Annotated in this window: 23 protein-coding genes; 8 read left to right on the top strand and 15 right to left on the bottom strand. The window is 61.3% G+C overall.

Annotated elements, in window-relative coordinates; genetic code table 11:
- Nucleotides 1–11: 11 nt before the first annotated feature.
- Nucleotides 12–767 carry a spermidine synthase gene (locus Q1W70_RS18260; RefSeq protein ID WP_166590156.1) on the bottom strand — a complete coding sequence of 252 codons (756 nt, stop codon included), beginning with the start codon at nucleotides 765–767 and terminating at the stop codon, nucleotides 12–14.
- A 156-nt stretch (nucleotides 768–923) separates the two neighbouring features.
- Between Q1W70_RS18260 and Q1W70_RS18255 the strand changes: the two genes are divergently transcribed.
- On the top strand, nucleotides 924–2,270 hold the full coding sequence (locus tag Q1W70_RS18255) for a class II 3-deoxy-7-phosphoheptulonate synthase (protein ID WP_166590155.1): 1,347 nt from the start codon (nucleotides 924–926) through the stop codon (nucleotides 2,268–2,270).
- Nucleotides 2,271–2,276: 6 nt separating this feature from the next.
- On the opposite strand, the gene Q1W70_RS18250 is transcribed toward Q1W70_RS18255, so the two are convergent.
- Nucleotides 2,277–3,497 (bottom strand): winged helix-turn-helix domain-containing protein, encoded by a 1,221-nt coding sequence (locus Q1W70_RS18250; RefSeq protein ID WP_182341578.1) that lies wholly within the window; start codon nucleotides 3,495–3,497, stop codon nucleotides 2,277–2,279.
- Nucleotides 3,498–3,572: 75 nt separating this feature from the next.
- Complete coding sequence (locus tag Q1W70_RS18245) at nucleotides 3,573–3,797, bottom strand: DUF1127 domain-containing protein (RefSeq protein ID WP_166590153.1); 225 nt, start codon at nucleotides 3,795–3,797, stop codon at nucleotides 3,573–3,575.
- A gap of 97 nt (nucleotides 3,798–3,894) precedes the next feature.
- Between Q1W70_RS18245 and Q1W70_RS18240 the strand changes: the two genes are divergently transcribed.
- Nucleotides 3,895–4,749 carry a LysR substrate-binding domain-containing protein gene (locus Q1W70_RS18240; protein ID WP_166590229.1) on the top strand — a complete coding sequence of 285 codons (855 nt, stop codon included), beginning with the start codon at nucleotides 3,895–3,897 and terminating at the stop codon, nucleotides 4,747–4,749.
- Here the strand turns inward: Q1W70_RS18240 and Q1W70_RS18235 are convergent.
- The gene (locus Q1W70_RS18235) at nucleotides 4,739–5,488 is read right to left on the bottom strand and encodes a sulfite exporter TauE/SafE family protein (RefSeq protein WP_182341581.1); all 750 of its coding nucleotides are present in this window, start codon (nucleotides 5,486–5,488) and stop codon (nucleotides 4,739–4,741) included. The two genes, Q1W70_RS18240 and Q1W70_RS18235, sit on opposite strands and share 11 nt — an antisense overlap.
- Before the next feature lie 107 nt (nucleotides 5,489–5,595).
- Here Q1W70_RS18235 and Q1W70_RS18230 point away from each other — a divergent pair, with 107 nt between their 5' ends.
- A complete protein-coding gene (locus Q1W70_RS18230; RefSeq protein ID WP_166590151.1) occupies nucleotides 5,596–6,552 on the top strand; it encodes a LysR family transcriptional regulator in 957 nt (318 codons plus the stop codon).
- A 73-nt stretch (nucleotides 6,553–6,625) separates the two neighbouring features.
- Here the strand turns inward: Q1W70_RS18230 and Q1W70_RS18225 are convergent, their stop codons facing one another.
- Nucleotides 6,626–7,195 (bottom strand): elongation factor P, encoded by a 570-nt coding sequence (locus Q1W70_RS18225; RefSeq protein WP_002554550.1) that lies wholly within the window; start codon nucleotides 7,193–7,195, stop codon nucleotides 6,626–6,628.
- 48 nt (nucleotides 7,196–7,243) lie between these two features.
- Nucleotides 7,244–8,377, bottom strand: a complete 1,134-nt coding sequence (gene earP, locus Q1W70_RS18220) for an elongation factor P maturation arginine rhamnosyltransferase EarP (RefSeq protein ID WP_166590150.1) — start codon at nucleotides 8,375–8,377, stop codon at nucleotides 7,244–7,246.
- Between the two features lie 123 nt (nucleotides 8,378–8,500).
- Between earP and Q1W70_RS18215 the strand changes: the two genes are divergently transcribed.
- Nucleotides 8,501–8,902 (top strand): hypothetical protein, encoded by a 402-nt coding sequence (locus tag Q1W70_RS18215; protein ID WP_166590149.1) that lies wholly within the window; start codon nucleotides 8,501–8,503, stop codon nucleotides 8,900–8,902.
- 2 nt (nucleotides 8,903–8,904) lie between these two features.
- A complete protein-coding gene (locus tag Q1W70_RS18210) occupies nucleotides 8,905–9,387 on the top strand; it encodes a GreA/GreB family elongation factor (RefSeq protein ID WP_166590148.1) in 483 nt (160 codons plus the stop codon).
- A gap of 5 nt (nucleotides 9,388–9,392) precedes the next feature.
- Here Q1W70_RS18210 and cysB read toward each other — a convergent pair whose 3' ends face one another.
- The 5 genes from cysB to Q1W70_RS18185 all read right to left on the bottom strand — a co-directional run bounded on the left by cysB (nucleotide 9,393) and on the right by Q1W70_RS18185 (nucleotide 13,348).
- Nucleotides 9,393–10,367 carry an HTH-type transcriptional regulator CysB gene (gene cysB, locus Q1W70_RS18205; protein ID WP_166590147.1) on the bottom strand — a complete coding sequence of 325 codons (975 nt, stop codon included), beginning with the start codon at nucleotides 10,365–10,367 and terminating at the stop codon, nucleotides 9,393–9,395.
- A 113-nt stretch (nucleotides 10,368–10,480) separates the two neighbouring features.
- The gene (locus Q1W70_RS18200; RefSeq protein ID WP_166590146.1) at nucleotides 10,481–10,981 is read right to left on the bottom strand and encodes a universal stress protein; all 501 of its coding nucleotides are present in this window, start codon (nucleotides 10,979–10,981) and stop codon (nucleotides 10,481–10,483) included.
- A 94-nt stretch (nucleotides 10,982–11,075) separates the two neighbouring features.
- Nucleotides 11,076–11,981, bottom strand: coding sequence for a 5'-nucleotidase (locus tag Q1W70_RS18195; RefSeq protein ID WP_166590145.1), 906 nt, complete (start codon nucleotides 11,979–11,981; stop codon nucleotides 11,076–11,078).
- Between the two features lie 21 nt (nucleotides 11,982–12,002).
- Complete coding sequence (locus tag Q1W70_RS18190) at nucleotides 12,003–12,965, bottom strand: putative 2-dehydropantoate 2-reductase (RefSeq protein WP_166590144.1); 963 nt, start codon at nucleotides 12,963–12,965, stop codon at nucleotides 12,003–12,005.
- Nucleotides 12,962–13,348 (bottom strand): YbbN family protein, encoded by a 387-nt coding sequence (locus Q1W70_RS18185; protein ID WP_095168100.1) that lies wholly within the window; start codon nucleotides 13,346–13,348, stop codon nucleotides 12,962–12,964. The genes Q1W70_RS18190 and Q1W70_RS18185 overlap by 4 nt, the downstream gene beginning before the upstream one ends.
- Here Q1W70_RS18185 and Q1W70_RS18180 point away from each other — a divergent pair.
- Together Q1W70_RS18180 and Q1W70_RS18175 are read left to right on the top strand one after the other, a co-directional pair.
- The gene (locus Q1W70_RS18180) at nucleotides 13,347–13,790 is read left to right on the top strand and encodes a PilZ domain-containing protein (protein WP_166590143.1); all 444 of its coding nucleotides are present in this window, start codon (nucleotides 13,347–13,349) and stop codon (nucleotides 13,788–13,790) included. The two genes, Q1W70_RS18185 and Q1W70_RS18180, sit on opposite strands and share 2 nt — an antisense overlap.
- Nucleotides 13,791–13,922: 132 nt before the next feature.
- Nucleotides 13,923–14,999, top strand: a complete 1,077-nt coding sequence (locus Q1W70_RS18175) for a 3-deoxy-7-phosphoheptulonate synthase (protein WP_166590142.1) — start codon at nucleotides 13,923–13,925, stop codon at nucleotides 14,997–14,999.
- Nucleotides 15,000–15,060: 61 nt separating this feature from the next.
- On the opposite strand, the gene Q1W70_RS18170 is transcribed toward Q1W70_RS18175, so the two are convergent.
- Nucleotides 15,061–15,342, bottom strand: a complete 282-nt coding sequence (locus Q1W70_RS18170) for a GNAT family N-acetyltransferase (protein WP_093422070.1) — start codon at nucleotides 15,340–15,342, stop codon at nucleotides 15,061–15,063.
- A gap of 635 nt (nucleotides 15,343–15,977) precedes the next feature.
- Between Q1W70_RS18170 and oprI the strand changes: the two genes are divergently transcribed.
- Nucleotides 15,978–16,229 carry an outer membrane lipoprotei OprI gene (gene oprI / locus Q1W70_RS18165; RefSeq protein ID WP_003172710.1) on the top strand — a complete coding sequence of 84 codons (252 nt, stop codon included), beginning with the start codon at nucleotides 15,978–15,980 and terminating at the stop codon, nucleotides 16,227–16,229.
- A 122-nt stretch (nucleotides 16,230–16,351) separates the two neighbouring features.
- Here oprI and Q1W70_RS18160 read toward each other — a convergent pair whose 3' ends face one another.
- The 3 genes from Q1W70_RS18160 to Q1W70_RS18150 all read right to left on the bottom strand — a co-directional run bounded on the left by Q1W70_RS18160 (nucleotide 16,352) and on the right by Q1W70_RS18150 (nucleotide 18,378).
- On the bottom strand, nucleotides 16,352–17,320 hold the full coding sequence (locus tag Q1W70_RS18160; protein ID WP_166590141.1) for a L,D-transpeptidase family protein: 969 nt from the start codon (nucleotides 17,318–17,320) through the stop codon (nucleotides 16,352–16,354).
- Nucleotides 17,321–17,420: 100 nt separating this feature from the next.
- On the bottom strand, nucleotides 17,421–17,714 hold the full coding sequence (locus tag Q1W70_RS18155; RefSeq protein ID WP_027620143.1) for a hypothetical protein: 294 nt from the start codon (nucleotides 17,712–17,714) through the stop codon (nucleotides 17,421–17,423).
- A gap of 58 nt (nucleotides 17,715–17,772) precedes the next feature.
- Nucleotides 17,773–18,378: an arylesterase gene (locus Q1W70_RS18150; protein WP_185818849.1), complete on the bottom strand. Its 606-nt coding sequence runs from the start codon at nucleotides 18,376–18,378 to the stop codon at nucleotides 17,773–17,775.
- Nucleotide 18,379: the final 1 nt, after the last annotated feature.

Raw genomic sequence — 18,379 nt, 5'->3', positions numbered from 1 at the left:
TTGGCGCGCCTTCAGGTGGCGGGGCGAATGGCCTTGATCAGGTTCTGCAACGAGTAACCCAGGCGCGGGGCCAGGGCTTCGGCGCGGGCGGTAAGCCCGTGCATGTCCAGCTCCTGGTCGAGCTCTGCCGGCACGATCAGGATCACATTGCCCTCCTTCACCGGCAGCTCCCAATAGTGGCGGTGATACAACCCGCGCAGCAGCGCCGCCCCCAATGGCTTGCCATCATCGGTAGCCCATTGGTTGATCACCAGCCAACCGCCCGGATTCAGGCGTTTCTGGCAGTTTTCCAGGAAGTTCCACGCCAGATGCCCGACACCCGGCCCGACATCGGTGTACAGGTCAACGAAGATCAGATCCGCCGGCTCGGCGGTTTCCAGCAGATCGAGCGCATCGCCAATGCGGATGTACAGCCGCGGGTCATCGTCCAGGCCCAGGTATTCGATGGCCAGGCGCGGTACATCCGGGCGCAGTTCGATGGCCTCCACGTCTTCCAGCGGCAGGAACTTCAGACAGGCCTGGGTCAGGGTGCCGGCGCCCAGCCCGAGGAACAACGCGCTGTCCGGCTGTTCGTGGCACAGCGCGCCAATCAGCATGGCGCGGGTGTAGTCATACTCCAGCCAGCTGGGGTCGGCGGTGAACACGCAGCTCTGCTCGATGGCGTCGCCAAATTCGAGGAAGCGGTAATCCGCCACTTCCAGCACCCGGATCATGCCGAATTCATCGTGCACTTCGGCGAGCAGATGCTCGACGCGCTCCTCAGTCATTTCGTCTCCTGGTCGTTGCCCGGCCAGTCCCGAGACAACGTAATCATTCGTTCCGCGTTAGGCGGCAAAGGCGCGATTGTCGGCCAAGCATCGCCAGCAGGTCACGTACTAATTGCTGATAACATGAGGTCCCGTGCGTAAACACTAGAGACCGTGATGAGCCAACCCTGGAGCCCTGACAGCTGGCGCGCCCTGCCGATCCAGCAACAACCCCACTACCCGGACGCGGCGCACCTGCATGCCGTCGAGCAAAGCCTGGCCAGTTATCCGCCACTGGTGTTTGCCGGCGAGGCCCGGGAGTTGCGTCGTCAGTTTGCCGAGGTGACCGAAGGTCGTGCATTTCTGCTGCAAGGCGGTGATTGCGCGGAGAGCTTTGCCGAGTTTTCGGCGGCCAAGATTCGCGACACGTTCAAGGTGCTGCTGCAGATGGCCATCGTCATGACCTTTGCCGCCGGCTGTCCGGTGGTCAAGGTCGGGCGGATGGCGGGGCAGTTCGCCAAGCCGCGCTCGGCCAACGACGAAACCATCGATGGCGTGACCCTGCCGGCCTATCGGGGGGACATCGTCAACGGCATCGGCTTCGACGAAAAAAGCCGGGTACCGGACCCGGACCGCCTGCTGCAGTCCTACCATCAGTCCACTGCCACCCTGAACCTGCTGCGCGCCTTTGCCCAGGGTGGTTTTGCCGACCTGCACCAAGTGCACAAGTGGAACCTGGACTTCATCGCCAACTCGGCGCTGGCGGAAAAGTACAGCCACCTGGCCAACCGTATCGATGAAACCCTGGCCTTCATGCGCGCCTGCGGCATGGACTCCTCGCCGCAATTGCGCGAGACCAGTTTCTTCACTGCCCACGAAGCCCTGCTGCTCAACTACGAAGAAGCCTTCGTGCGGCGCGACAGCCTGACCAACGACTATTACGACTGCTCCGCCCACATGCTGTGGATCGGCGACCGCACTCGCCAGCTCGACGGTGCTCACGTCGAGTTCCTGCGCGGGGTCAACAACCCGATCGGGGTCAAGGTCGGCCCAAGCATGAACACCGACGAACTGATTCGTCTGATCGACGTGCTCAACCCCGACAACGACCCGGGCCGCCTGAACCTGATCGCCCGCATGGGCGCAAACAAGGTCGGCGATCACCTGCCGCAACTGATTCGTGCCGTGGAGCGTGAAGGCAAGAAAGTGCTCTGGAGCTGCGACCCGATGCACGGCAATACCATCAAGGCCAGCAGCGGCTACAAGACCCGCGACTTCGCGCAGATCCTCGGTGAGGTGAAACAGTTCTTCCAGGTTCACCAGGCCGAAGGCACTTACGCTGGTGGCATTCACATCGAGATGACCGGTCAGAACGTCACCGAGTGCATCGGCGGCGCACGCCCGATTACCGAGGACGGCCTGTCGGACCGCTACCATACCCACTGTGATCCACGGATGAATGCCGATCAGTCGCTGGAGCTGGCGTTCCTGATCGCTGAAACCCTGAAGCAGGTTCGCCGCTAAGGCGGGTTATCCCCCCGCCAACGCCACCCGCAACCGCGCCGCACTGGCGCGGGGGCAATTGAGTTGAATCTGCGCCAGGCCCAACCAGTCGGCCATCTGGCGCAAATTGTCCGCCAATGCCTGCATGCCCGCCTCATCAAGGCCCGGTTGCTCCTCGTGAACCGCGTGCACGGCCAATCGACCTAGCGCCCGCTCTGCCCGCAGATCGACCCGCGCAGCGATCCGCTCATGGTGCAGAAACGGCAACACGTAGTAGCCAAACACCCGTTTGGCGGGCGGGGTATAGATTTCCAGGCGGTATCGGAAGTCGAACAGACGCTCGGTCCGGCTGCGCTCCCAGACCAACGAATCAAAGGGTGAGAGCAAGGCACTGGCGCTGACCCGGCGTGGCATTTTCGGCACGGGCAAACAGTAGGCCAGCGGCTTCCAACCCTGCACTTCACATACCTGCAACGCACCATCCTCCACCAACTCCGCCAACGCGCCGCGACTCTGCGCCAGATCCAGGCGAAAATAGTCGCGCAGGTCCTTCTCAGTGGCCACGCCCAGTGCAGCAGCGGCATGCAGGAGCAGCCCCCGTTGCGCATCGGCCTCGCTTTGCAGAGCAACGTTGCGCACGGACGCAGGAATCACCCGCTCAGGCAGATCGTAGAGCCGTTCAAAACCGCGCCGCCCCGCCACCGTGACTTCCCCGGCCGCGAACAACCATTCCAACGCATGTTTCTCCACACTCCAATCCCACCAGGGCCCCGCGCGCTCCTGGCGTGTCGACAAACTGCCAGCACCCAGCGCACCCCGCTCCTCCACAGAGGCGAGGACCCGGCGAATGGTGTCCTGCTGCTCCCGCCCGAAACGCGCCAATTGCTGGTAGATCCCCTCGCCTTGCGCGGCCCGTTGCATCCGCCAGCGCAGCAGTGGGTACATCGACAACGGCAGCAATGACGCTTCATGCCCCCAGTACTCGAACAAGCTGCGGCGCCGCCCCTGGCTCCAGGCGGCCTGGTCCAGCAGTTCGGATGAGTAAGCCCCCAGGCGTGAGAACAGGGGCAGGTAGTGCGAGCGCACCAGCGCGTTGACCGAATCGATCTGCAGCACGCCCAGGCGCTCGATCAACCGATTGAGTTGGCCAGACTTGACCGGCGCCGGCGACTGACGCCCAGAGAAACCTTGGGCCGCCAGTGCCAGGCGTCTGGCCTGCTTGAGGGAAAAACTCAGGGAGCTGCCCATGCAACCGTCCTTGATGAGGGTTTGCTCCACCTTACTGCCAGGCTGGCAAAACGCCAATGGAGCGCTCAACGCTGGCTACTTGCCCTTGCCCATGGGGTCTTCCCAGAAATGCCGTTCGGCCTCCTGCTCGATGTCCGCCCGACTCAGGCCGATATCCTTCAGCGCCTCATCACTGAGGCTGGCCAGCACTGCCCGCTCACGATGCAACTGATACCAGCGCACGAGCCTTTCCAGCAGTTGGTGGGTGAAGCCATGCAGTGAAAAATGGTTCAACTGCACATAACCTTTTTGACCTTTCATCGTCTTGCCCTCCGTTGTGGATGGCTCAAGTCTCGCGCCGGGACTAAGATCAATCCAACGAATGTTTCTGATGCAACACATCTCGGAGATTGATGAGTTGAGCGCCTACCCCAGCATTGATACCGAAGTCCTGCGCACGTTCGTCGCCATCGCCGACCAGGGCGGTTTCACCCGTGCTGGCGAGTTGGTCAACCGCACCCAATCGGCGGTCAGCATGCAGATGAAGCGTCTTGAAGAGGACGTGCTGCAACGCCAGCTGTTCCAGCGCGACGGCCGCCAGGTGAAGCTGACCGCCGAGGGCCAGGTGTTGCTCGGCTACGCCCGGCGGATCCTCAAGTTGCACAGTGAAGTGTTCAACACCCTGCGTGAGCCGCACATGGTCGGCATGGTCAAGATCGGCACGCCCGACGACTATGTCATGCGCTTCCTGCCGGGCATTCTGTCGCGCTTCGCCCAGGCCTATCCGCTGATCCAGATCGAAGTGCACTGCAACTCCTCCGAGCAGTTGCTGCAGCGCCAGGACCTGGACCTGTCGATCGTCACCCGCGAACCGGGCAGCGAGATCGGGCAACTGCTGCGCAAGGAACGTTTTGTCTGGGCCCAGGCGCAGTGCTTCAACCCCAACGAGCAAGTGCCGCTGCCGCTGGCGATGTTCAACAGTGACTGTTTTTGCCGGCGCTGGGCCTGTAACGCGCTGGACGCCAGTGAGCGCGAGTACCGCATCGCCTATAACAGCTCCAGCCTGTCGGCGATCATGGCGGTGGTCAGTGCCGGGCTGGCGGTAACGGCCCAACTGGAAAGCCTGATCCCCCAGGACATGCGCATTCTCGGCGAGGCGGAAGGTCTGCCGCAGCTGCCCGAAGCCAGCATCATGCTGCTGCGCAACCTGCATACCCCCTCGCCCATCACCGAGTGCCTGGCCGAACACATTGTCGAAGGCTTCAAACTTTAAACGCGAGCATCACTGCACACAGCACCAGGAAGGCGCAGAACAGCCCGCGCAGCAGGCGCTCTGGCATGGCGTGTGCGATCTTCACCCCCCAACTGATGCTCAGCAAGCCGCCTGCAGCCAAGGGCAGCGCAATGTTCCAGTTCACCTGCTGATGCAGTGCGTAGGTGACCAGTGTGACGCCGGTGCTGGGCAAGGCCAGCGCCAGCGACAGGCCCTGGGCGACCACTTGAGTGGTGCCGAACAGACTGGTGAGCACTGGCGTCGCCACCACGGCGCCACCCACACCGAACAGCCCGCCCATGGCCCCCGAGGCCGCTCCCAGGACGCCTAGCCAGGGCCATGGGTAGCGCATCTGTGCGCTGGGTTTGGCGCTCGCCATGAACATGCGCAGCAGGTTGTAGCTCGACAGCGCCACCAGGAAGGCAACAAAACCGATACGCATGACCTGGGCATCAATGCCCACCGCCCAGATCGAGCCGAGCCAGGCGAAACAGAACCCCATCGACGCCAGCGGCAGGGCATGACGCAATTCGATGCGATTGCGCTGGTGATAACGCCACAGCGCCAGCATCACGTTGGGCACCACCATCACCAGCGCCGTCCCTTGGGCAATCTGCTGATCCAGGCCAAACAGCACGCCCAGCACCGGAATCGCGATCAATCCGCCGCCGATCCCGAACAGTCCACCCACAGTTCCCAGGGCAGCGCCCAGTACCAGATACATCGCCAACTCAATCACAATTCATTTCTCCCCACATCAGGCTGTGCATCCTACGCAGTCGCTCCTAGCGGGGAAACGCACAGCAACGCACAATGGCTGTGCCAAATCCGCATAAGTTGATCTTCATGAATCCCAATGCACTCACCGACCAACTGGGGCTTTTCCTCGACGTCGTGGAAACCGGCAGTTTTTCCGCGGCCGCCCGCCGCCATCCACTGACACCCTCGGCTGTCGCCAGGCGCATCGACAGCCTGGAGCATGCCCTGGGCAGCCAACTGTTCGTGCGCACCACCCATGCCGTTCGCGCCACACCCGCAGGGTTGGCGTTTGCCGAACGAGCCCGCCGGATAGTCAGTGAATTGCGCCTGGCCCGCGCCGAAGCGGCGTCCCTGAGCAACGCGCCGGAGGGCCTGATTCGGGTCGATGCGCCCGCGGCCTTCGGTCGACGTCACCTGGCACCGGTGATTGCCGACTTTCTGCAGGAGTACCCGGGGCTCGACGTCCAATTGCATCTGATCGACAGCTTCGTCGACATGCAGGGCTTGAACCTGGGCAAGGTCGACCTGGTGCTGCGCGCCGGACAAATGGCCGACACCCGCATGGTGGCCACCCCCTTGGCGCGTATGGTGCGCATTGCCTGCGCCAGCCCGGCTTACCTCAAGCGGCGCGGCGTACCCCAGCAGCCCGAGGAATTGAGCAGCCATGACGGCCTCGATTGGGATGGCCTGGCACCGCCCTTCGCCTGGCGCTTCGAGCGCAACGGCCAACAGCACTTGCATCGCCCGCAACGTATCCGCCTGAGCGCCAACAATGCCGAAGCGCTGCTCTACGGCGCCCTCGCCGGCCTGGGCATCGCGCACCTGCCGACCTGGTTGTGCAGCGAGTACCTGCTGCGCGGCGAACTGCTGCCGTTGTTCTGCGACAGCGGCTTGCCCAAGCCGGAAAACACCGGCATCTATGCCCTGCGCCTGGAACAGCAGGCCAGCTCCCGCACACGGCTGTTGCTGGAATACCTCAAGAGCCGTTTCAGCCCGATCCCGCCATGGGACCTGGCGCTGCAGCGCGATTTCAGCCGGCTCTAGCGGACAATCAGTTGGCGCAATGCAAAAAAAAGCCCGACACAAGGTCGGGCTTTTTTGCCTACAAGGACTGCGCTTATTTAGCACGGCCTTTGTAAGAACCGCCTTCGCGGGTATCGATCTCGATCATGTCGCCGATTTCGATGAAGTCAGCAACCGACAGCTCGGTACCGTTCTTCAGTTTGGCAGGCTTCATCACCTTGCCGGAAGTGTCACCGCGAGCGGAACCTTCGGTGTAGTCAACCTGACGCACGATAGTGGTCGGCAGCTCTACGGATACCAGACGGTCTTCGAAGAACACGGCCTCGCAGACGTCGGTCATGCCTTCTTCAACGAATGGCAGAACGCTTTCGATGTCTTCGGCGTTCAGCTCGTACATGGTGTAGTCAGTGGTGTCCATGAACGTGTAGGTGTCGCCGCTGATGAAGGACAGGGTCGCTTCTTTGCGGTCGAGGATCACGTCGTCCAGTTTGTCGTCGGCGCTGTAAACGATCTCGGTCTTGTAACCGGTCAGCAGGTTTTTCAGCTTGGTCTTCATGATCGCGCTGTTACGACCGGACTTGGTGAATTCAGCTTTCTGAACCAGCCAAGGGTCGTTTTCGAGACGGATCACCGTACCGGGTTTCAGTTCTTTACCAGTTTTCATTGCGAATATCCGAATTTGGATGGGATTTACAAAAATCTAGGCCGCGTATCATATCCAATTTAGGTAAAACTGCACCAGCGCTGCGGCAAGATCGGCCCGCAACGACTGTTCCAGAGACCAGGCGCGGGCGTGATTTTGCAGTTCGGGCCAGTGCTCCTGGGCGCCGACCCAGGCCGCAGCCATCCCCTCGCCGCTATTCCAGGCCCGCCACAACCCCTCTAGCGCCGCGCGTGCGGCCGGCGACATGGCGTTGGTATAGAGGGTCAAAAAGGCTTCGAGCTTATCCAGGTGAGCCTCTTCCTCCTGCTGGTAGATATGCCACAGCATCGGACGAGCGGCCCATTGCGCACGGACGAACGAGTCCTCGCCACGCACCGCGTTGAAATCGCAGCACCACAGCAGCAGGTCGTACTGGTCCTGGCGGACAAACGGCAACACCTGCACGGTCAGGGCTCCCCGTTGCTGCACATCGCCGACTGCCAGTTCTGGTTGCCCCAGCCAGCGCGCCACATCCCCGAGGACTCGCCCCTCCGGCACCAACAGATGGGTGGCCTGCGTGGCATTCGCCATGACCTCCAGCCAATCGGCCAGCCCGGCATTCTCGTAGGCAAACAGGGATATCAGACGTGCCTCCGGGGCGCGCTCTACCCCCAGGCCTTGCAGGAACTCACGCTGCGCAACCGGGTTGGCTTGAAACTGCTCGCGCCGTACCAGCAACTCGCGCTCGCGCAGCAGACCACCGGTGCCCGGCTGGAACCCCGGGAAAAAAAAGTACTTCTGCACATGCTGGAACTTCACCGAGGGCAGGCCGTGGCAGCCGACGATCCAGTCCTCGGCACTCAAGTAGTCGAGGTTCAGCCACAGCGGCGTCCGCTCGCGTGCGGCCATCGCCTCCATGTAGGCATGCGGCAACTGACAGGCGAAGGCGGCGACCACCACATCGGCGGCGTCCGTCGCTTGCCAGTCCGCCGGCCAGTGACGCACGTCCACCCCCTGCTGCCATTGTTGGCTCGCGCTGATATCGAGTTCCGGGCACAGGCGCTCGAATGCCCGCAGGTCATCGACCCACAAGCGCACCGCGCAGGGATGCTCGGCCACCAACTGGCGCGCCAGACGCCAGGTCACGCCGATGTCGCCGTAGTTGTCGACGACCGTACAGAAAATATCCCAGTCGACTTTCATGCCGGGCTCCGTGGGGCAAAGACTTCGATTGTCCGCATAAATCGGTGCGCGCAGAAGGGCCGACGGCGATTAATCTTCATGCGACAATCCACGCTTGCCCATTTCCCCCGCCACGAGGCAACGATGCCGTACCGTCCCCCCACTCGCCGCACAGTGTCCATCACCCTCAACCCGCTGCAATTGATCGGCAGCATCGCGCTGGGTCTGTGGCTGGGGTTTGTCGCCATCGCCCTGACCGCCTGGCTGCTGTCCAGGCTGTTGCCTGCTACGCAGTTGGCACCGCTGGCTGACGCGGTGCGCCCGGCCCCCCCGGCCACGCCGGTGGCGGCACAACCGGCAGCGGATAACCAGATGTTCGAGCAGTACAAGTCCATCCTCAATCAACAGGCGCGGCAGGAAGTCCTGGAGCAGGCGCGCAACGACCCACGCAATCAGAGCAATCCGACCTGCCAGTTCTGGCTGCAACAAGACCGCACCATTCCCAGCGACAAAAGCCGCAGCAACGTGCTGCAGTTCTGCAACTGATCATGAATAAACAGAACGTACACCAGTTGCTTCTGGAGAAGCTGGCGGTCGATTTCGACGTCGCCCAACGAGCGGCGCAAACCGCCTACGAAACCGCGACCCACGAAGAAAACATCGCCGAGAACAAGTACGACACCCTGGGGCTCGAAGCCTCCTACCTGGCGGCGGGCCAGGCCAAGCGAGTCGAGGAAATTCGTCAGGCGCTGACGCTGTGCCAGAACATGCCCCTGGGTGCATATGACGCACAGCAGGGTATCCAGATCGGCAGCCTGCTGGGCCTGGAAGACGATCAGGGACGCCAGCAATGGCTGTTCCTGGCGCCGGATGCGGCGGGCTTGAAGGTCTATCTGGTGGGACAGTTGATTACCGTCATCACCCCGCGCTCGCCACTGGGCAGCAGCCTGCGGGGCAAGTTCGAGGGCGATGAGGTGGAGATCGTGGTGGCAGGCACTCGGCAACAGTTCACTGTCACCGAGGTCATCTGAAGGACTCAGTGAACCGGTAGTTCAACGCCGTCAAACAGTTCTTCGAGTTCCTGCTTGTTGTGGCACTGGATGGCCTTGGCCATGACTTCACGGGTCAGGTGCGGAGCAAACTTCTCGATGAAGTCGCACATGAAGCCACGCAGGAAGGTACCGCGACGGAAACCGATCTTGGTCACGCTGGACTCGAACAGCTCGCTGGCATCGAGTACCACCAGGTCGTTATCCAGCTTGGTATCGACCGCCATCTTGGCCACGATCCCGACGCCCAGACCAAGGCGCACATAGGTCTTGATCACGTCGGCGTCAGCGGCGGTGAACACCACCTTAGGCGACAAGCCTCGGTGGCTGAAGGCTTCGTCCAGCTTCGAACGACCGGTGAAACCGAAGACGTAGGTCACGATCGGGTATTCGGCCAGGGCTTCGAGGGTCAGCTTCGGCAGCTTGGTCAGCGGGTGACCCTGGGGTACCACCACACACCGGTTCCAGCGGTAGCACGGCATCATCACCAGGTCACCGAACAACTCCAGGGCCTCGGTGGCAATGGCGAAATCCACGGTGCCGTCGGCGGCCATTTCGGCGATCTGCATCGGCGAACCCTGGTGCATGTGCAGGGCAACATCGGGGTATTGCTTGATGAAATTGCTGATCACCGGCGGCAGCGCATAACGTGCCTGTGTGTGGGTGGTGGCGATCGACAGGGTGCCTTTCTTTTCGTTGGAGAACTCCTGGGCAATCTGCTTGATGCTCTCGACCTTGCGCAGGATTTCGCCGGCGGTGGTGATGATGCGCTCACCGGCTGGAGTGACGCGGGTCAGGTGCTTGCCGCTGCGTGCAAAAACCTCGACGCCCAACTCGTCTTCCAGCAGGCGGATCTGCTTGCTGATGCCCGGCTGCGAGGTGTACAGGCTTTGAGCCGTAGCCGAAACGTTGAGGTCGTGGTGCGCCACTTCCCAGATGTAGCGCAATTGTTGAAGCTTCATATGAATCCCTCAAAGCAGATAGACGCCACGGGCATCAGCGACGGTATATAACTATATTAATGGCTTGAAGAATAAATCTAGAACTTTTTCATCAAAAGGCCAGCATTCTCGCCTCAAATATCCCCATGCCGCCGGCGCTTTGAGACGGGCACCAGGTAAACCGGCACTTGCGCCAACTGCAACACCCGTGCGGCGGTGCGCCCCAAGGGGGTTTCCCCACCGCTGCCGTGGCTGTGACTCCCTAGGATCAACAAATCCACCGAGAGTTTCTTGGCCTGTTCGAGAATCACCTGCGACGGATCGCCCTGGAACACCCGAACCGACTGAATGAGTTCCAGGTCCTGCTGACCTTCCCTCAATTCCTCGCGAAAACTGTCGAGCACCCGATGCTCGATGTTGGTCATTACCGTACTCAGGCCCTGGCTGTGAAACTCGTTCAGCGCCTGTTCGTCAAGATAGCTCTGCAACACCGATTCAGCGAACAGGCCCATCGGTTCAACCGCGTGCACCACATACAACTCGGCCTTGAATGTTCGGGCCAGTGCCAGTGCATGCTGCATCACAAAAGGAGCGTAAAGGCCGAGGTCAGTGGCATACAGCATCGAACCAATCATGTGACCTCCTCGAGTGCCAGAATGGCGGAGATTGCTTCAGCTTAGCAGTGCTGCGCGCAGTTCGACGTGCCGCCCAAGGTGCTGAACGGGTGGCCTAGACCTTCAGTTCGTTGCTGATGCCATGGGGCACGTGCCCGGTGGCCACGACCTCGCGAGCCAGTTCGCAGTGGCCGGCCTGGTCGTCGAAAAACACATCGGCGGCGAAGGCCTCGAGAAATGCCGACTTGGTCAGGCCGCCGAGAAACAGTGATTCGTCGAGGCGGATATCCCACTCGCGCAGCGTGCGAATCACCCGCTCATGGGCGGGCGCCGAACGTGCCGTGACCAGGGCGGTGCGGATCGGGCACTGGTCTTCGGGGAACTCGCGCTGCAAGGCATTGAGTGCCGCCAGGAAGCCCTTGAACGGACCTCCGCGCAGCGGCTCACGCGCGGCTTGCCGCTCGCTGGCCTGGAACGCTTCAAGACCGCCGGCCTGGTAGACCCGCTCCGACTCATCGGAAAACAGCACCGCATCGCCATCGAAGGCGATGCGCAATTCTTCGCTGGCCGCACGGCTGGCGCCTCCCGACAGAATGGTCGCGGCGGCGAAGCCGGCGTCCAGTGCACTGCGCACGTCTTCAGCGTGAGTGGAGAGAAACAGGTCGCAGCCAAATGCCTTGAGGTACGGATAGGGACTGCGGCCACCGACAAACGCTGCCCGGGAAATTGCCAGGCCGTAATGGTGGATTGAGTTGAATACGCGCAACCCGGTATCGGCACTGTTGCGCGACACCAGCACCACTTCGACCCGAGCCTTGCCCAGGTGCGCATTGAGGTTCAACAGTTTCTGCACCAGGGGGAAAGCATCGCCCGGCTCGAGGGTCTCGTCTTCGTGTTCGATCTGGTACTGCCGGTACGCCTCGACGCCACTGGCCAGGTACACCTTGTGGCTGTCGCTGAGGTCGAACAGCGCTCGCGAGGAAATCGCCAGGACCAGTTTGTCGTCGATGCCTTTTGCCATGTGTCCCCCCGGACTGAAACTTCAGCGGTTACGCCCATCAATAAAGCACAGGGCCTGATACAGGGCTTCGATCTTGGGCATCGGGCAACCCGCTGCCCGGGCCGAAGCCAAGGGCCGGGCGTAGATCGCAGCCAACTCCAGCGGCCGCTGCTGCAGGAAATCGTGGTACATGCTCGGCCAGTAGTCGGGCATTTTTTCAGTGACTTTGAACAGATGTTCGGCATAACCCGGTGGCATGCTGTGCCCACAGGCCAGTGCGCCCTGCACCACTTCCGCCATCAGCGCCTGGATCAGCTCACGGCTGTGCTGATCGGCCATCAAGGGGCTGGTACTCGCCCCGAGCAGCACCGACAAACCGTTGTAAGGAACATTCCAGACCAGTTTTTGCCAACGCGCCTGCTGAAGATTGGCCATGGCCTGGGAATCGAGACCAGCGGTACGAAACAGCCCTGCGCCCTGTTCGACGATCTGCTGGCGCGCGGGTGCATCAGCCATCACCGGGCCACTGTGATAACCCACATGCACGGCGCCTAGCGCCTGGTGTTCGATGATGCCTGGGCCGGCGCGGTGCACACAGATGAAACACAGGCCACCCAGCAGGTGCAGCGAGTCGGGTAACAGCTCACGCAAGCCGTCCTCGACGTCCAGGCCGTTCTGCAGCAGCAGGACCTTGGCGCCCGCCGCCGCAGCCTGGATGATCGCCGGCGCCAGCTCGCTGTTGCTGGTGGTCTTGGCGCCCACCAGCAGCCAGTCGCAAGGTGGCATGTCCTCAGCCCGGCTGTAGGCCTGGACCGGGTTCAAGGTCAGGGCGCCGAACGGCGCACTGTGCAGTTGCAGGCCACGCTCGGCCACCGCGCAAAATTCGCTGCGCAATAGAAAGTGCACGTCGAATCCGGCCCGCGCCAACATCACACCGTAAAATCCACCAATTGCCCCGGTGCCGATAATGCCGATTCTCGGCGGTTGTTCTGCTGTTGCGGTCATGGCAACTCCTCTGGTTCCCGACTCAGCGCCAGCCCCACCGCCGCGTTCAGTTCAGTGCGGGTGAGGCGCGCCTGGACTGCGCCAAAAAACTCACCGTCGCGCACCACAAACAGCGCCGGTAAATGAAAGACCTGATAACGCGCCACTGCGCCTCCGTTGTTACCGGCATCGATCCAGCACAGCCGATCGACCGCGAGGCCGAGGGCGGGTAACTGGACTCGCGCCCAGCGGCAACTGGAGCAGCCAACGCTGGTGAAAATCACCAGCGAGACACCACTCATCGCCAACAGCCGTTGGTCGGCGTCAAAATCGGTCAGCTCGCATTCGACCACTATACTGGGGGAAACACTGTCGAATGACCGACACTTGGAGTCCGCGTTCATGGGGCGTTTTATTCCTCATCCTGACGATGTGCCCGTCGAGTTAACGTTGCGCAAGCACCAGTGTATTTCTCGGCAAGAGCTGCACACTATCAGTCTCGGCGGCGTGGCTTGCAATTATCACCGCGCCTGGCGCAAGGGAACGGCACTGGAAGTGCGCATGCCGACCCTGAGCGAACATGTCTGCTACTTGGGCTATGTGGCCTGGTGCCTGCGGCGCAAGCGCGGTTACCTGGTGGGCATCGCCTTCATCGACGAACAGACCCTGTTCAAGGCGCGAATGGGCGAGCAGGTCTGCCAGATCGAGCGTTATTGCCGCCAGCAGGAGCAGCAGCGCGAACCACAAGGCGTCCAGGCGCTGGCCCTGCAATGGGTCGATCAACATGCCACCGAGTACTCCCACGAGACCGTTCGCCAGGCTTTTGCCACGCCGGCACTGGATTAAACCCGCGCCTGCCCATTGTCGAGCCACCGCCTAACGCGCTAAGGTTCGGCTCCCCGCTGCGCTTAAATCATGCTGTGCTCCGCCGCGCGGGGATCGCTGGCGGCCGGCACCCGTGACCTGACGAGTAACACGATGGCTGATTTACCGATCAATGACCTAAACGTCGCCTCCAACGAGACGCTGATCACCCCTGACCAGCTCAAGCGTGATATCCCCCTGAGCGATGCTGCCCTGCAGACCGTGACCAAGGGCCGCGAAGTGATTCGCAATATCCTGGATGGCACCGACCACCGCCTGTTCGTCGTAATCGGGCCCTGCTCGATCCACGACCTCAAGGCCGCACACGAATACGCCGAGCGCCTCAAGGTCCTCGCGGCAGAAGTGTCCGACACCCTGTATCTGGTCATGCGGGTCTATTTCGAGAAGCCACGTACCACCGTCGGCTGGAAAGGCCTGATCAACGACCCGTACCTGGACGACTCCTTCAAGATCCAGGATGGCCTGCACATTGGTCGCCAATTGCTGCTGGACCTGGCCGAGATGGGCCTGCCGACGGCGACCGAAGCCCTTGATCCGATCTCCCCGCAGTACCTGCAGGACCTGATCAGCTGGTCGGCAATCGGCGCGCGCACCACCGAATCCCAGACCCACCGGGAAATGGCCTCCGGCCTGTCCTCGGCGGTCGGCTTCAAGAATGGCACCGACGGCGGCCTGACCGTTGCCATCAATGCCCTGCAGTCGGTTTCCAGCCCACACCGTTTCCTGGGGATCAACCAGGAAGGTGGCGTATCGATCGTCACCACCAAGGGCAATGCCTACGGTCACGTGGTCCTGCGCGGCGGCAATGGCAAGCCGAACTACGATTCGGTCAGTGTGGCGCTGTGCGAGCAGGCGCTGAACAAGGCCAAAATCAAACCGAACATCATGGTCGACTGCAGCCACGCCAACTCCAACAAGGACCCGGCCCTGCAACCGCTGGTGATGGAGAACGTGGCCAACCAGATCCTGGAAGGCAACCAATCGATCATCGGCCTGATGGTCGAAAGCCACTTGAACTGGGGCTGCCAGGCAATTCCCAAGGACCTGGCCGAGCTGCAATACGGCGTGTCGATCACCGATGCCTGCATTGACTGGGCTGCGACCGAAACCACCTTGCGCAGCATGCATGCCAAGCTCAAGGATGTGCTGCCTAAACGTCAGCGCACCTGACCTGCATTCAGCGCACACAAAAACGCCGGGCTTAGCCCGGCGTTTTTATTGGTAACCCTGATCAGAGCTTGGCGGCATGCCGCTGATGACGCTCCATGTAGCGCTCCACGTAGGAGCACGAGGGGATGACGGTGTAACCCATCTGCTCCGCGTACTCGAGCGCCTGCTCGGTCAACGCGGCGGCAATACCACGGCCCCGCAGCGCGTTGGGTACGAACGTGCGATAGATATCCAGGGTCTGCTTACCCAGGTCCATATAGGTCAGGTAGGCACGATGACCGTCCACATTGGTCTCGAACTGATGACCAGCCTGGTCATGGTGGATGGACAACGCCTCGCTCATCACTACTCCTCGCGGGTCTTTGACTGACCCCTACCTTACCGATGTTTTTCCGGCGAAGGAACCTCTACGCCACCCCGTGCCTGTCTGACACCGAGAAAAACCCGTCCGGATCCCACGCAGCCTGGCACGTAACAAATAGTAGGCACCAAAGGCATAAATGCTCAAGGCACGCTCATCACGATGTCGCGGGCGCGGGTTCAGCACGGGTCACGTCGAGGCGGTTCGACCGACGCTCTTGAGCGGCCGATCACCTGAACATTGCCGGATATTGAGACTTAAGACGTGCGCCAGTAGTTAAAGTCACCGCTAACATGCAAATGTGACGTGAAACGACGCACAATTCCTCAACGTAAGTGTAGACGAATCAATAAAGAAGGACTTTAGGCCGACACTGCGAAACAGCCACCAAGGTGCCCCTGGCTTTAAAGCAGCTCGTTCAGGACGGGCTTCGCGGCTGCACACTTTTTATACAGCGCGATTAAAAGTTGCTCGAAAAAGAATCAGCGCCTACAATTTTTTTTGCTTCTTGCTCTACGTCAGTTTACTTACTAAAAGTAATGGGTAGTATGTACGCCGGCTGTTTCCTCACTCTGGGGTGACAGCCAATTAATAGAAAGTCCTTGAAGGGGAACACGATGAACAACGTTCTGAAATTCTCTGCTCTGGCTCTGGCCGCAGTTCTGGCTACCGGTTGCAGCAGCGTATCGAAAGAAACCGAAGCACGTCTGACTGCTACTGAAGACGCAGCAGCTCGCTCCCAAGCTCGTGCAGACGAAGCTTACCGTAAAGCTGATGAAGCTCTGGCTGCTGCTCAAAAAGCACAACAGACTGCTGACGAAGCTAACGAGCGTGCTCTGCGCATGCTGGAAAAAGCTAGCCGCAAGTAATAGTCCTTCGGGATTGTTATCAAGCCGACCCATTTTTTGGGTCGGCTTTTTTATTGCCCGCAGTTTCTGCCGGCCATAAAAAACCCGCCGGGGCTGACGTCCCGGCGGGTCTTGTATAGCGCTTACTGCAGCTCGAGCGGCGTGCTCGACACCAACGGCGTGCCAGTGCCTGGCACTGCGATTTCCACTGGCAGGCCATCTTCGGCCGCGACCACGTCACGCACCACATCCCAGTTCATGCGCATGTTGCTGGTGATGTCTTCACGCTTGAGCATGGCGTTGATGACTGCGGTGTGCTTGTCGACCACCGATGGGTTGCCCTTGTCATCGATGGGCGTATGCGCCTCCAGATAGACCTTGCCCCCGCTCATGCCGAACTTGTACGGGTCGTTGAGGATACGCACCGAGGTACCCACCGGCACCATGCTGGCCATCTCCAGCACGTTGTTGTTGAACATGCGGAAGCAGCCGTGGCTGGTACGCATGCCGATGCCGAACTTCTTGTTCGAACCATGGATCAGGTAACCCGGTGTGCCCAGGGTGAACTTGAACGGTCCCAACGGGTTGTCCGGACCAGCCGGTACGACGTTCGGCAACGGGTCGCCATCGGCGGCGTGCTCAGCCTTGATCGACGCGGGCGGGGTCCAGGTCGGGTTGGGGGTCTTGGCGATGATGCTGGTGTGGGCAATCGGCGAGCCCCAGCCTTCCCGACCAATCCCCAGGGGGAAGGTGTAGACCACGTTGCGGCCTTTAGGGAAGTAGTACAGGCGGTACTCGGCCAGGTTGATCACGATGCCTTCGCGCGGGCCCGGGGGCAGGATGAAACGTGTTGGCAGGATGATCTCGGTGCCCGCGCCAGGCAGCCAGGGATCGACACCCGGGTTGGCCGCGACCATTTCCGAATAACCCAGGTCATAGGTAGTGCCCAGGTCGGCGAAGGTATCTTCGTACTTGGCCTTGATCACTTGCACCTGGCCGACGATATCTTCGCCCGGCGGTGGCAAGGGCAGCTCCAACGCTGCAACGGGACCGGCCACGCACAAGGCGGCAAGAGACAGGCAGCGGGCGACGGCAGGAAAGCGCGACAACATCCGGAAAATCCTTTGCATGATCAACAGAGGGGGTAAAACCGCGATTGTACACCGCCGTCCGCGGATTCGGGGAGCCGGGCGACGGTCGCTGCGCCGCAGGTTACAACTCGAAACGCAACTCCGGCCAGATCGGCGAGGTGCCGCGTTTTTGCGACTCCAGGATCGCCCGGCACAATGAACACAGGCGCTGATCCTGGAATACCCGGCGATCGACGCTGGACCAGCGCGGTTGCGCCGGCAGCAACGTTCCGCACAGGGTACGGTCGGCCGAGCCGCCCAACTCCAGTTGACGCGTCACCAGATGCACCCGGACTTCCTGGCAGGCGAACAGATCCAGCTGCTCGTCAGGCTCGATCAGTTGGTAGGCAAACAGGGACCAGGCAGGACGCGGCATCGGGGGCTCCAGATCAGGGGGGCGCCACATTAGCCGAAAGCCTGCCGCTAGAAAAGCATCAAAGCAGGGGTTTTAGCGCTGGCCAGACATTTTCCAGCAACTTGCCCTGTGCGGCACCGGCCGGGTGAATGCCATCGGCCTGCATCAGCTCGGGCTTACCGCCAATGCCTTCGAGAAAAAACGGCACCAGCGCGACCTTTTTTTCCGTCGCCAGGTTGCTGTAGACCTGGGCAAAGGCCTGGGTATACCGCACACCATAATTAGGCGGCAGTTGCATGCCCAGCAACAGCACCTTGGCGCCACTGTCCCGGGACTGGTCGATCATCGACGCAAGATTTTGTTGCAATTGCGTGGGCAGCTGTCCACGCAGGCCGTCATTGCCCCCCAATTCCAGCACCACCAGCGCCGGCTTATGGGCTGCGAGCAGCGCTGGCAGCCGCGCCTGGCCACCGGCACTGGTGTCGCCACTGATGGACGCGTTGACCACCGTCGTGGTGAAACCTTCGTCCTTGAGCCGTTGCTCCAGCAACGATACCCACCCCTGCCGGGTATCCATGCCGAAAGCCGCGCTGATACTATCGCCAACGATCAGGACAGTACCCGCCGCTGCGTTCTGGGCCATGCACATCAAGGCCAGGCCAGCACTCAAAAACCACACACGCATC

It is taken from the genome of Pseudomonas kielensis, from assembly GCF_030505375.1.
Taxonomy (GTDB): Bacteria; Pseudomonadota; Gammaproteobacteria; order Pseudomonadales; family Pseudomonadaceae; genus Aquipseudomonas; species Aquipseudomonas kielensis.
The sequence above is the reverse complement of the archived record's forward strand: the minus strand, read 5'-3'. Positions and strand labels throughout refer to the sequence as shown.